This is a genomic window from Caulobacter radicis (assembly GCF_003094615.1).
Taxonomy (GTDB): Bacteria; Pseudomonadota; Alphaproteobacteria; order Caulobacterales; family Caulobacteraceae; genus Caulobacter; species Caulobacter radicis.
This window is the reverse complement of the sequence record NZ_QDKO01000015.1, coordinates 209,939-222,442: the sequence shown is the minus strand read 5'-3', so window position 1 is coordinate 222,442 and position 12,504 is coordinate 209,939. Positions and strand designations below refer to the sequence as shown.

Genomic DNA, 12,504 nt, shown 5'->3' with positions numbered 1-12,504 from the left:
CCCACCCGATCCCATTCCGAACTCGGTCGTTAAGTCCCCCTGGGCCAATGGTACTTCGTCTCAAGGCGCGGGAGAGTAGGTCGCCGCCAGGTCCGCTAAAAGGATGCATCCTCAACGTTTCAGGCGAAGCGCCTCGCGGTTCGCCGCCCGGAAACGTTGAAAACAAAGCAAAGACAACAAAGTCCAGAACCCTACTCACGATTATACCCCTGCCGCGGGGTGGAGCAGCCCGGTAGCTCGTCAGGCTCATAACCTGAAGGTCACAGGTTCAAATCCTGTCCCCGCACCCAAATCTTCTACGTAAAGCCCCCAGCCCAAAGCTGGGGGCTTTCGTCGTTTCGGGCCGTGTTTTCGCCCGCGCGCGGCCGTTTCGCGCTGCCTGGCGTATTTCATATTTGACGATCTAGTTCATATATGATGCCTTGTCGGCAGGCGCTCCGTCAGAGGGCGCGGCCGGGAGGAGACGCCTCATGACCAAGGACCCCACAGCACGCGATTCAAGAGGCCGGGCGGGCCTCGCGCCGCTGGTGCTGATCGTCGCGCTGTTCTTCCTGTGGGGCGTGGCCAACAACCTCAACGACGTGCTGATCCCGCACCTGAAGAAGGCCTTCTTCCTCACCGACCTGCAGTCAGGCCTGGTGCAGTCGGCCTTCTATCTCGGCTACTTCTTCCTAGCCCTGCCGGCGGGCCTTCTGATGCGCCGCTACGGCTACAAGGCCGCCGTGATCGTTGGCCTTGTGCTGTTCGGGGCGGGGGCGCTGCTGTTCTGGCCGGCGGCGGAGCTGCGCCGCTACGAGCTGTTTCTCAGCGCTCTCTTCGTCATCGCCTCGGGCCTGGCGTTCCTGGAGACCTCGGCCAATCCGCTGATCACCGTGCTGGGCGACCCGGCGCGGGCCGAGCAGCGGCTGAACCTGGCTCAGGCCTTCAACCCGCTGGGCGCGATCACCGCCGTCGTGGTGGGGCGCCAGTTCATCCTGTCGGGCGTCGAGCCGACCAAGGCGCAGTTCGCGGCCATGACGCCGGCCCAGCTGTCGGCCTTCCAGGCCGCCGAGGCCCAGTCGACCCAGGTTCCGTACCTGATCATCGCCGCCGTGGTGCTTACCTGGGCGCTGCTGGTGGCCTTCACGCGCTTTCCGGTCCAGGCCAGCCGCCCGGGCGCCGACGCCCACGAGGACAAGGTCGACAAGCCGATCCTTGGCCTGTTCTCCCGCCCGCGCTTCCTGTTCGGCGTCGTCGCCCAGTTCTTCTATGTCGGCGCTCAGGTGGGCGTGTGGAGCTACATGATCCGCTACGGCCAGGACCAGGTTCCGGGCATGGGCGAGAAGACGGCGGCGGCCTATCTGTCGTGGTCTCTGGTCGGCTTCATGGCCGGGCGCTTCGCCGGCACGGCCCTGATGAGCCGGGTCGATCCCTCGCGGCTGATGGCGCTGTTCGCCGCCGCCAACGTGGCCCTGACCCTGGTGGCCGTGGCCGTGGGAGGCCACACGGGGCTGCTGGCCCTGGCGGCCACCAGCTTCTTCATGTCGATCATGTTCCCGACCATCTTCGCCAGTTCGCTCAAGGGTCTGGGGCCGCTGACCAAGACCGGCTCGTCGTTCCTGGTGATGAGCATCATCGGCGGGGCGGTGCTGACGGCGGCGATGGGCGCGCTGTCGGACGCCAGCTCGATCCGGACGGCGATCCTCGTGCCCTGCGCCTGCTTCGCCGTGGTCGGCCTGTTCGCGATCACCGCTCGCCGGCGCGAGGTGAGCGCCCACGACGCCGTGCTGGTCGGAGGCCATTGAGGATGATGGACGTTCTGGTCTGCGCGGCGCCGGGCGAGCTGGTGCTCGAGCGGAGGCCAACGCCGACGCCGGGGCCGGACGAGGTGCTGCTGCGCGTGCGCAGGGTAGGGGTGTGCGGCACCGACATGCACATCTATCGCGGCACCCAGCCCTACCTTTCCTATCCCCGGGTGATGGGCCACGAGCTGTCGGGCGAGGTGGTCACCGCGCCGGCGGGCGGCGATCTTTCGCCCGGCGACCACGCCTATGTCATGCCCTACCTGTCGTGCGGGACGTGCCCGGCCTGCGCCAAGGGCAAGACCAACTGCTGCATGAACATCCGCGTGCTGGGCGTGCACATGGACGGCGGGCTGGCCGAGTACCTGGCCGTGCCGCAGGGCTTCGTGCGCAAGGTCGAGGGCGTGGGCCTGGATGAGGCGGCCATGGTCGAATTCCTGGCCATCGGCGCCCACGCCGTGCGGCGGGCCCGGATCGAGCCGGGGCAGAGCGCCCTGGTGGTCGGGGCGGGGCCGATCGGCATCGCCGCGGCCCTGTTCGCCCGGCTGGCCGGAGCGCGGGTGACGGTGCTGGACGGCCGCGAGGACCGGCTGGCCTTCTGCGCCCAGCACCTGGGCGTCGAGCGGACGCTGACCGTCGGCGAGGACACGGCGCAAGCGCTGTCGGCGCTGACGGGCGGCGCGTTCTTCGACGTGGTGTTCGACGCCACCGGCAATCCGGCGGCGATGCAGCAGGGGTTCGCCTATGTCGGCCACGGCGGCAGCTATGTGCTGATCTCGGTGGTGGCGGCCGACATCACCTTCTCCGATCCCGAGTTCCACAAGCGCGAGATGTCGCTGCTGGGCAGCCGCAACGCCACGATCGAGGACTTCGAGCACGTGCTGGCGACGATCCGGGCGGGTCTCGTGCCGACGGCGGCGCTGAACAGCCATAAGGCCGACCTGCGGGATCTGGCTCAGGCGCTGCCGGGCTGGATGGAGCCGTCGGCAGGGGTGATCAAGGCCATCGTCGCGTGCTGATAGACGCCCACTGCCACGTCTGGCGGATCGGACGGAACGACCATGAATGGCCTGCGGCGGACCTGCCGGCGATCCATCGTGATTTCGGGCTGGACGACCTGCGCGCGGCGGGCGGGCCCGAGGGCGTGGTGCTGGCGCAGTCGCAGCCGAGCGAGCGCGACACCGCCTGGCTGCTGGAGCTGGCGGCCGCCGATCCGATTGTACTGGGCGTGGTCGGCTGGACCAACCTGGCCGCGCCAGATGCGCCGGCGAAGATTGCGGCGTTGGCCGGGTATCCCAAGCTGAAGGGCCTGCGGCCGATGTTGCAGGACCTGGCGTCCGACTGGATCCTGGATCCCGCGTTGGAGCCGGCGATCGCGGCGATGGTCGAGGCGGGGCTGGCTTTCGACGCCCTGGTCAGGCCCCGGCACCTGCCATCCCTGCTGGCCTTCGTTCGTCGATGGCCGGACCTGAGGGTGGTGGTCGATCACGGCGGCAAGCCGGCGATCGGGGAGGGCGTCCTCGATCCTTGGCGAAGCGACATCGCCGCCCTGGCCGCCGAGCCGGGCGTGCACTGCAAGCTGTCGGGCCTGCTGACCGAGGCCGGCGACTGCCCGACCGTAGAGTTGGTCGCGCCCTATGCGGCGCATCTGCTGGAGGTCTTCGGCCCCGAGCGGCTGATGTGGGGCAGCGACTGGCCGGTGCTGAACCTGGCCGGCGACTACGCGGCCTGGCGGGACACGTGCGAGGCCTGGGTCCCGCCGGCCGGGCGAGCGGCGCTATTTGGCGAGACGGCGCGACGATTCTATCGCTTATAGAAGCCATGTCCGACGCGCCCGCCAAGAAGCGAGAATATCGCGCTCCCGCCCTGGAAAAGGGCCTCGACGTGCTGGAGCTCTTGGCCGCCCACCGGGGCGGCCTGACCCTGGCGCAGATCTCGGCGGCGCTCGATCGCTCGTCCAGCGAGCTGTTCCGCATGGTCCAGGTGCTGGAGGCGCGGGGCTATGTCGGCCGCGCCGCCGACGAGGACGGCCTGGTGCTGACCAACAAGCTGTTCGCCCTGGGCATGACCCGCGCGCCGGCGAAGGACCTTCTGGAAGCGGCCCTGCCGGAGATGCGGGCCTCGTGCCAGGCCACCGGCCAGTCGTGCCACCTGGCCGTGGCCAGCGGCGACCAGATGGTGGTGGTGGCGCGCATCGAGGCCCCGGGCGACCAGGGCTATTCGGTGCGGGTGGGCTATCGTCGCAAGATCGTCGAGGCGACCTCGGGCCTCGTCCTGTTCGCCTTCCAGCCCGAGCGGGTGCGCGAACGCTGGGGCGGGCAACTGCGTGACGGCGCGACCAAGGCGGCCTGGGAGACCTTCCTGACCGCCGCCGCCCAGGCCCGCAAGGACGGCCATGTGCAGGCCGCCAGCTACGTGACCTCGGCGGTGATCGACCTGTCGGTGCCGGTGCACGGGGCCGACGGCGTGGTGGCGGCCCTGACCTGTCCCTATGTCGACACGCCCAGCGCGATCTCGATGCCCGACACCATCGCCAACCTGCAGCGCCACGCCGCCGCCATCAGCGCCGAGATCGGTCCGACGGCGCGTAACGGGATCTAGGGAAGCCCCGCCAGGTCCCTGTCCATGGCCGCGCCGTCGAAGGGCACTACGATGATCTTGCTGCCGTGGCCGTTGTTTCCGGTCTGGTCGTCCTTGGGGGTGTCGATCACGGCGAAGGTCATGGCGACGACATGGCCGTTCTCCATCACCACGCCCGGGCGTTCGAGCTTGTTCCAGTTGTTCTTCGTACCGTCGGCATAGCGGATGAAGTCGGCGCCGGGCTCGTAGGCCAAGCCCTGGACGCGCCAGCCGGTGATCCCGTCGCGCGAGACCAGGTGGTAGGCGCGGCGTTCGCGCCACTGGTTGACGACGATGTGGTAGAGGCCGCCGCTGAACCACAGCACCGGGTCCTCGAAGGCGCGCATGTCGCGCTGGGGGACGCCGTCGAGGCCGCGATAGACGCTGTCGCCCATCACCGTGTAGGGGCCAAGGATCCCCGTCCGGCTGATCAGGATCTGGCCCGAGCGCGGCACGATCTGGTAGGCGCCGTCGGGGCGCAGCAGGACGCTGAAATTGGCCGGCTTGGCGGGCGTGGCCGTCGGCGTTTCGCGCAGGGCGATGTCGCCGGGCGTCTTGACCAGCTGGAAGCGGCTCTGGTCGAGGCTGATGGTCCCCAGCTGCGTCCAGGGGCCGTCGAGGCTGTCCGACACGAAGACGTCGCCGCCGCGCGTCTCGCTGACCACGACGGCGTAGCGGCCGTCGTGCAGCTTCAGGGCCGTGACGTTGTGGCCAAGGCCGCCCTGGTTGTCGGGCCAGGTCAGGCCGCGGTCGCGATAGGGACCAAAGAGGCTGTCGCTGATCGCGCTGACGGCCAGGGACTGGCCCCAGGCCTTGTGGCCCAGCGCCTGGTCCCAGCGGCTGGCGAGCATGCGGTACTTGCCGTCGGCGCCTTTCAGGATCTGGCCGTCCCAGTAGTTCCACCGGGCCATGCCGGCGTCTTCCAGGCCGTTTTGCGGATCGCGCGGGCCGACCTCACTGGCGCCCCAGGCGGTCGTCGACAGCTTGGCGCGCGGCATCGGCTTGAAGTAGCCGATGAAGGGCTTGGGCCCGAGCGTGGGTACGACCTCGGCGACGCTCGTCGCGGCCGGGGCCTGCGCCGCGGCGGGCAGGGCGATCGGGGCCAGGAACAGCACGGCCGCCATGGCCAGCTTGCTTGAACGCGACGACATCGAACGACTCCGCTTGAACACCTGGCGCGTCATGCCTGCTTCAGCGCGCCGTCGCGCGCCACGAGCCGCACGCGCTGGCCCTTCCTGAGGTCGAGGTCCACCGTCGAGCCGGCCAGGACCACGGTGTGCCTGCCGGCCTCCTTTGCGGTCAACACGGCCTCGGTCAGCTTGCCGCCGCTCCAGCGCACGTCGACGGCGATCGCGCCGCGCGCGCGCAGGCCGGTCATCCGGCCGGTGGGCCAGCTCTTGGGCAGGGCGGGCAGCAGGTAGATGCGGTCGTTGCGGCTTTGCATGACCAGCTCGGTCATGCCCGAGGTCCCGCCGAAGTTGCCGTCGATCTGGAACGGCGGGTGGGCGTCGAACATGTTGGGATAGGTGCGCTCGGGGCCCAGCAGCAGCTTGAGGATGCTGTGGGCGCGGTCGCCGTCGCCAAGGCGGGCCCAGAGGTTCAGGCGCCAGGCGATGGCCCAGCCGGTCGACAGGTCGCCGCGCGTGACCAGCGAGGTCCTGGCCGCCTTGGCGAGATCCGGCGTGGTGTCGACCGAGATCTGGTCGGACGGGAACAGGCCGTAGAGGTGCGAGACGTGGCGGTGATGGATGTCGTTGGCGTCGGCGTCCCAGTCCTCCTGCCACTCCTGCAGTTGGCCGTCCTTGCCGATCTTGTAGGGGGCGAGCTTGTCGCGGGCGGCCTTCACCTCGGCGACGAAGGCCGCGTCGGGGCCCAGGATCGCCTCGGCTTTCAGGCAGTTGTCGAACAGGTCGCGGATGATCGCCTGGTCCATGGTGGGCCCCGCGACCAGGGACGAGCCGTGGCCGTGGTTGTTCTCGGGCGAGATCGACGGGTTGGTGACCAGCACGCCGAACTTCGGATCGACCACCAGGGTGTCGAGGAAGAAGCGGGCCGAGCCCTTCATCAGCGGATAGACACGGGCCAGATAGGCCTTGTCGCGGCCGTAGTCGTAGTGGTCCCAGACGTGCTTGCACAGCCAGGCGCCGCCGGTGGGCCAGACACCGAACTTGGCGCCGTCGATGGGGCCGGTGGCGCGCCACAGGTCAGTGTTGTGGTGGGTGACCCAGCCGCGCGCGCCGTACATGGCCCTGGCCATGCGCTCGCCGGTCTGGGCGATGTCGGCGACGAGAGCGATCAGCGGCTCGACCAGTTCGGGCAGGTCGGTCGGCTCGGCCGGCCAGTAGTTCATCTCGGTGTTGATATTGATCGTATATTTGCCGCCCCAGGGCGCGAAGGTCTTGTCGTTCCAGATCCCTTGCAGGTTGGCCGGCTGGCTGCTGGGACGCGAGCAGGCGATCAGCAGGTAGCGGCCGTACTGGAAGTACAGCGCCTCCAGAGAGGGATCGTCGGTGGTCGGCGACTGCCTGATGCGCTCGTCGGTGGGCAGGAGGTCGGCGCGGGTGCGGCCGAAGTCGACGCTGAAGCGGCGGAAGAGAGCGCGGTGATCGGCCTGGTGTTCGGCCAGGATCTTCGTCCAGGACTTTCCGGTCAGCTTAGACAGCGTGGCCTTGTTCAGCGCGGCCGGGTCGCCCGAGACGTCGTCGTAGCGGCGATAGCTGGTGGCGGCGGCGATCAGCAGCAGCACCTCGTCGGCGCCCTTCACCGACACCTTGCCGTCGGCGCCCGAGACCTGGCCGCCCTTGGCGCGGACCTCGACCCGGGTCTCGAAGGTCAGGCGGGCGTCGATGCCCTGCGAGGCTTCGTTCTTGCCGGCCAGGATCAGGTGCGCGCCCTCGACCGACGAGGCGGGCTTGGATTTCAGCGGCGAGCTGAACGACAGGTCGACATCGACCGCGCCCTTGCGGCTGGCGCTCAGGCGCACGGCGATGACGCCGTCGGGATGGCTGGCGATCACCTCGCGCACATGGCTGACGCCGCCAGCGGTGAAGCGGGTGGTGGTGATCGCGCCGTCGAGATCGAGGTCGCGGACATAGCCTTCGACGGCGTCGGACAGGCCGGGGAAGTCGAGCTTGAGGTCGCCGATGGTCTGGTAGGACATCTGGCGCTTGGGCAGGGCCATGAACTTGGCGTCGGCCAGGTCGGTGGCCTTGGCGTACTCGCCCGCGTCGATCAGGCGGCGGATCTCGGGCAGGGCGCCCTTGGCCTCGGGATTGATCGGCTCATAGGGGCCGCCGGCCCAAAGCGTGTCCTCGTTGAGCTGCAGGCGCTCGGCCGCGACGCCGCCGAACACCATGGCGCCCAACTTGCCCGAACCGACGGGCAGGGCCTCGACCCATTCCTTGGCCGGCTGGCGGTACCACAGGCGCGGCGCGGAGGTCTTGGCCGGGGCGGCGCGCGCGGGCGAGGCGGCGACCAGGGAGGCGCCGGCGGTGGCGGCCAGGGCGGTTCTGCGGGTCACATTCATCTTGTCGCCGTGCCTCGTTCTGAACTCGAAAACAATGGTGGTGGTCGGGAGCGGCCAGGACGGTCAGGGCTGCTCTGAAAGGGCGAAGATCCGGCGCATGTCGCGCCACTTCTCGTCGGACGCAGAACCGGGCAGGGGCTTCTGGAAGGCCGACATCAGCCGCTCCCAGGCCCGGACGTCCCGCGAGGCCATGTCGGCGGCCGCCTTCGCCTGCGGCGAGAAGTCCGGCCCCGCCTCGATGACCATGAACAGGCGGTCCTGGACGCGCCAGATCTCCATCTCCAGGACGCCCGCCTCGCGGATCGAACGGATCACCGGCTCGGGCGCCGCGCCGGGGCGGTGCCAGGCCTCGTAGCGGGCGATCAGGTCGGCGTCGTCCTTGAGGTCGAGGGCGAGGCAGCGGCGCACGGCGTCAGGCCCGGGTCTCGGGAACGACGGTCTGGCGCTGTACGCCCAGCTTCTCGATGCCCAGTTCCATGACGTCGCCGGGGGCGAGATAGCGCGGCGGCCTCTGGCCCATGCCGACGCCGGGCGGGGTGCCGGTCGAGATCACGTCGCCCGGCTGCAGGCTCATGAACCGCGAGACGTAGGCGACGAGGAAGGCCGGGCCGAAGACCATCGTCTTCGTCGAGCCGTCCTGGAAGGTCTGGCCGTTGACCTTCAGCCACATCGAGAGGTTCCCGGCGTCGCCGACCTCGTCCTTGGTCACCAGCCAGGGGCCGAGCGGGCCGAAGGTGTCGCAGCCCTTGCCCTTGTCCCAGGTGCCCGTGCCCTCCAACTGGAAGGCGCGCTCGGAGACGTCGTTGATGACGCAGTAGCCGGCCACGTGCTCGAGCGCGCGGCCCTCGGAGACGTAGCGGGTCTCGGTTCCGATGACGACGCCCAGTTCCACTTCCCAGTCGAGCTTGGTCGAGCCGATCGGCTGGATCACCTCGTCATTGGGGCCGACGATGGCGCTCGTGGCCTTGGTGAAGATCACCGGCTCGGTCGGCACGGGCAGGCCGCTTTCGGCGGCGTGGTCGGCGTAGTTCAGGCCGATGCAGATGAACTTGCCGACCCGGCCGACGCAGGGGCCGATGCGGCCGGGGTCTTCGACCTTCGGCAGGGCGGCGGGATCGAGGGCGGCCAGCCGCGCAAGGCTATCCGGCGATAGAGTCTCGCCGGCGATGTCGTCGACGACGCCCGACAGGTCGCGCACGGCGCCGTCGGCGTCCAGCAGGGCCGGACGTTCCTGGCCCGTCGGGCCGTAGCGAAGCAGTTTCATCCTGGTTCCTCCCCGAACCTGGCGGCGTCTAGTTGATCCAGCCGCCGTCGATGATGTGGATCTGGCCCGTGGTGAAGGCCGACTCGTCGCTGGCCAGATACAGCGCCAGCTGGGCCAACTCCTCCGGCTTGCCCAGGCGCCCCATCGGCTGGCGGGCGGTGAAGGCCTTGTGGGCGGCCTCGTAGTCGCCGGTGTCGGCCAGGCGCTGGTTCAGCGACGGGGTGTCGACCGTGCCTGGGCAGATGGCGTTGCAGCGTATCCCCTGGCCCACGAAGTCGGCCGCCACGGCCTTGGTCAGGCCGATCACCGCGGCCTTGGTGGCGCCGTAGGCGAAGCGACCCGGCACGCCTTTGATCGAGCTGGCCACCGAGGCCATGTTGACGATCGAACCGCCGCCGGCCGCCAGCATGGCCGGCAGGAAGGCCCGGATGGCGCGGTACTGGGCCGTGACGTTGAGGTCGTTGGAGAAGGCCCAGGCCTGCTCGTCGCAGTCGAGGATCGTGCCCGAATGGACGTAGCCGGCGCAGTTGAACAGCACGTCGACCGCACCCAGTTCGGCGGCCAGGGCGTTGATGGCGTCGGGATCGCGCACGTCGAGGCGACGGCCTTCGCAGCCTTCGACCCCGGCCAGCAGGTCGGCGTTGAGGTCGGTGGCGATCACCCGCGCGCCTTCACGGGCGAAGAGTTCGGCGCTGGCCTTGCCGATGCCCTGGGCGGCCGCCGTCACGAGGGCGGTCTTGCCTGAAAGTCTTCCCATCGGTGTCGCCCCTTAACTTACGCGCCGCAGCGGCAGGCAGGCCGGACCGATCGGGTCGAAGGCCTTGTAGGTGAGGATGAATTCCTGGTGGCCCAGGGCCTCCGACACCGTCCGCGCGCCGCCGGCCACGGCCAGCACCAGCTCGAAGATCTCGTCGCCGACCTCGTCCAGCGTGCCGCGGCCTTCCATGATCCGGCCGGCGTCGACGTCCATGTCGCCGGAGAGCTTGCGGTAGGTCTCGGGATTGGCGCAGACCTTGATCACCGGCGAGATCGCCGAGCCCACGACCGAGCCGCGCCCGGTGGTGAAGAGGGTCAGGTGAGCCCCGCAGGCGATCAGTTCGACGATCTCGGCGTTGTCGGAGATGTTGGGAAAGCCGAACCGCACTTCGCCGTCAGGCACCACGTCGAGCAGGTAGAGGCCGCCGCTGACCGGCTGGTCGCCGGGCTTGAGGATGCCGACGATCGGGGCCGAGCCCGACTTGGAATAGGCCCCCATCGACTTTTCTTCCTGGGTGGTCAGCCCGCCCTCGGCGTTGCCGGGCGCGAAGCTGCCGTAGCCCATGACGGTGTAATAGGCCTCGGCCTTGCGGACGCTGGCCTCCAGCGCGAGCCCCAGTTCCGGCGTGATCGCCCGGTCGGCCATGATCTTCTCGCAGCCGACCAGTTCGCCGGTCTCCTCGAAGACGCAGGCCGCGCCGGCCACGCCCAGGCGGTCGAAGGCCCTGCCGACGGCGGGATTGGCGGTGATCCCGCTGGTGCCGTCCGAGCCGCCGCAGATGGTGCCGATCACCAGTTCGGAGACGTCCATGGGCGCGCGCGGCGCCTGGTCGGCGGCGGCCTTCAGGCGGGCGACGGCCTCGACGCCCTTGCGGACCGTCTCGGCGGTGCCGCCGCTTTCCTGGATGACCAGCACCTCGACCGGACGGCCGCTGGCGGCGATGCTCGCGCGCAGGGCCTCGCGGTTGAAGCTCTCGCAGCCCAGCGAGATCAGCAGCACCCCGCCGACATTGGGATGCGCGCCGATCGCCTGCATGACCTTCAGCGCATAGGCGTTGGGATAGCAGCCGGGAAAGCCGATCAGGTGGGCGTCCGGATCGTCGCTTTTCGTGACGATGGTGCGCGCCACGTGATGGGCGCACTCGACGAGATAGGCCACCGCCACGACGTTGCGGATGCCCTTGCGGCCGTCGGCGCGCAGGAAGCCGGTGAGCGCGCTCATGACGCCTCTCCCGTCGCCTGGCGGGTGTGGCTGGCGATGTAGTCGCTCTTCATGTTGTGCATGTGGACATGGGCGCCGGGGGCGGCCGGAGCGGTCATCGAGCCGATCGGCGCGCCGTACTTCAGCACCTTGTCGCCGATGGAGAGGGCGTGGCGGGCGATCTTGTGGCCGACGGCCACGTCCTGCGGCGCGGCCATCACCGCGCCGTCGATCTCGATCGCCTGGCCGGCCTGGATCGCGGCGGCCAGCACGAGGACGTTGTCGTCCGGATGCAGCAGGATCGGCTTCACGCGGCGGCTCGCGAGGCGGGCGTCGGCGCGCCCGGATGCAGCAGGCCTTCGGCGCGCAGGTCGTTCCAGAGGGCGGCGGAAAGCGGGGTTTCCATCCAGGCGATGGCGTCGGCGACCTGGGCCGGGCTGGCCATGCCGGGAATGACGCTGGCCACGGCCGGGTGGGCGAGGGGGAATTGCAGGGCGGCGGCGGCCAGCGGGACGCCATGGGCGGCGCAGACCGCGCGCAGGCGATCGATCCGCGCGACGATCCCGGCGTCGGCGGGGGCGTAGTTGTAGTGGATCGGCCCGCCGCCGGTCGTCTCGACCAGGGCGCCGGAGTTGAAGGGGCCGCCGACGATGATCTTCACGCCCAGTCGCTCGCAGCGCGGCAGGAAGCCGTCCAGCGCGGTCTGCTCCAGCAGGGTGTAGCGGCCGGCCAGCAGGAAGACGTCGAGGTCGGCATGGTCCAGCGCCTCGTCGCAGACCGCCTGCTCGTTGACGCCCAGGCCGATGGCGCCGACCACGCCGGCGTCCTTAAGTTCGCGCATGGCGCGATAGCCGCCATCCAGGAAGGCGTGCATGTGGCTGGCGTGGGCTTCGCCGTGGGTCAGGCGGCCCAGGTCGTGGGCCAGCAGCACGTCGACGCGATCGCGTTGCAGGCGGCGCAGGCTGGCCTCGAACGAGCGCATGACGCCGTCGTAGCTGTAGTCGAACACCGGCTCGAATGGGGCGGCGTCGACGAAGCCGTGGCGCTCGCGCTGGTCGGTCTCGATCGGCTCCAGCACGCGGCCGACCTTGGTGGAGATGATGACGTCACGACCGGCCAGCGCCTGGCCGTGGCGGGTCTCGCTGAGGCCGAAGCCATAGTGCGGGGCGGTGTCGAAATAGCGGATGCCGGCCGCCAGGGCCGCGTCGATCACCGCGCGGGCGTTGGCGTCCGAGACCGCGGCGTAGAGGTTGCCCACGGCCGCGCCGCCGAAGCCTAGTCGCGGCAGTCGCGCCAGGGCCTGCGATCGCTCTTGGGCGACATCCATTCGCGCTTCCATCCCGTTTATTTATAAAAT

General features: G+C 69.6%; 12 protein-coding genes, 1 tRNA gene and 1 rRNA gene. 6 read left to right on the top strand and 8 right to left on the bottom strand.

The window, feature by feature from the left end:
* The 6 genes from rrf to DDF62_RS09735 form a co-directional block, all read left to right on the top strand.
* Positions 1-92, top strand: a 5S ribosomal RNA gene (gene rrf / locus DDF62_RS09760); the annotation flags it as partial.
* 121 nt (positions 93-213) lie between these two features.
* Positions 214-290 (top strand) — tRNA-Met (locus tag DDF62_RS09755).
* 180 nt (positions 291-470) lie between these two features.
* Complete coding sequence (fucP, locus tag DDF62_RS09750) at positions 471-1,784, top strand: L-fucose:H+ symporter permease (RefSeq protein ID WP_116488930.1); 1,314 nt, start codon at positions 471-473, stop codon at positions 1,782-1,784.
* Positions 1,785-1,786: 2 nt separating this feature from the next.
* Entirely contained in the window at positions 1,787-2,800 is a 1,014-nt protein-coding gene (locus DDF62_RS09745) for a zinc-binding alcohol dehydrogenase family protein (RefSeq protein ID WP_208866843.1), read from the top strand.
* A complete protein-coding gene (locus tag DDF62_RS09740; protein ID WP_116488929.1) occupies positions 2,794-3,597 on the top strand; it encodes an amidohydrolase family protein in 804 nt (267 codons plus the stop codon). The genes DDF62_RS09745 and DDF62_RS09740 overlap by 7 nt, the downstream gene beginning before the upstream one ends.
* Before the next feature lie 5 nt (positions 3,598-3,602).
* A complete protein-coding gene (locus DDF62_RS09735; protein WP_116488928.1) occupies positions 3,603-4,382 on the top strand; it encodes an IclR family transcriptional regulator in 780 nt (259 codons plus the stop codon).
* Here DDF62_RS09735 and DDF62_RS09730 read toward each other — a convergent pair.
* The 8 genes from DDF62_RS09730 to DDF62_RS09695 form a co-directional block, all read right to left on the bottom strand.
* Entirely contained in the window at positions 4,379-5,551 is a 1,173-nt protein-coding gene (locus tag DDF62_RS09730) for a glycoside hydrolase family protein (RefSeq protein WP_133244907.1), read from the bottom strand. The genes DDF62_RS09735 and DDF62_RS09730 overlap by 4 nt on opposite strands.
* Before the next feature lie 29 nt (positions 5,552-5,580).
* Positions 5,581-7,926, bottom strand: a complete 2,346-nt coding sequence (locus tag DDF62_RS09725) for a glycoside hydrolase family 95 protein (RefSeq protein ID WP_116488926.1) — start codon at positions 7,924-7,926, stop codon at positions 5,581-5,583.
* Between the two features lie 63 nt (positions 7,927-7,989).
* Positions 7,990-8,334 carry an L-rhamnose mutarotase gene (locus DDF62_RS09720; RefSeq protein WP_116488925.1) on the bottom strand — a complete coding sequence of 115 codons (345 nt, stop codon included), beginning with the start codon at positions 8,332-8,334 and terminating at the stop codon, positions 7,990-7,992.
* Between the two features lie 4 nt (positions 8,335-8,338).
* On the bottom strand, positions 8,339-9,190 hold the full coding sequence (locus tag DDF62_RS09715; RefSeq protein ID WP_116488924.1) for a fumarylacetoacetate hydrolase family protein: 852 nt from the start codon (positions 9,188-9,190) through the stop codon (positions 8,339-8,341).
* 28 nt (positions 9,191-9,218) lie between these two features.
* Positions 9,219-9,947, bottom strand: a complete 729-nt coding sequence (locus DDF62_RS09710) for an SDR family oxidoreductase (RefSeq protein ID WP_116488923.1) — start codon at positions 9,945-9,947, stop codon at positions 9,219-9,221.
* Positions 9,948-9,959: 12 nt separating this feature from the next.
* Entirely contained in the window at positions 9,960-11,168 is a 1,209-nt protein-coding gene (locus DDF62_RS09705; RefSeq protein ID WP_116488922.1) for a UxaA family hydrolase, read from the bottom strand.
* Positions 11,165-11,458, bottom strand: coding sequence for a UxaA family hydrolase (locus DDF62_RS09700; protein WP_116488921.1), 294 nt, complete (start codon positions 11,456-11,458; stop codon positions 11,165-11,167). The genes DDF62_RS09705 and DDF62_RS09700 overlap by 4 nt, the downstream gene beginning before the upstream one ends.
* The gene (locus DDF62_RS09695; protein WP_208866842.1) at positions 11,455-12,474 is read right to left on the bottom strand and encodes an aldo/keto reductase; all 1,020 of its coding nucleotides are present in this window, start codon (positions 12,472-12,474) and stop codon (positions 11,455-11,457) included. The genes DDF62_RS09700 and DDF62_RS09695 overlap by 4 nt, the downstream gene beginning before the upstream one ends.
* Between the last annotated feature and the right edge of the window lie 30 nt (positions 12,475-12,504).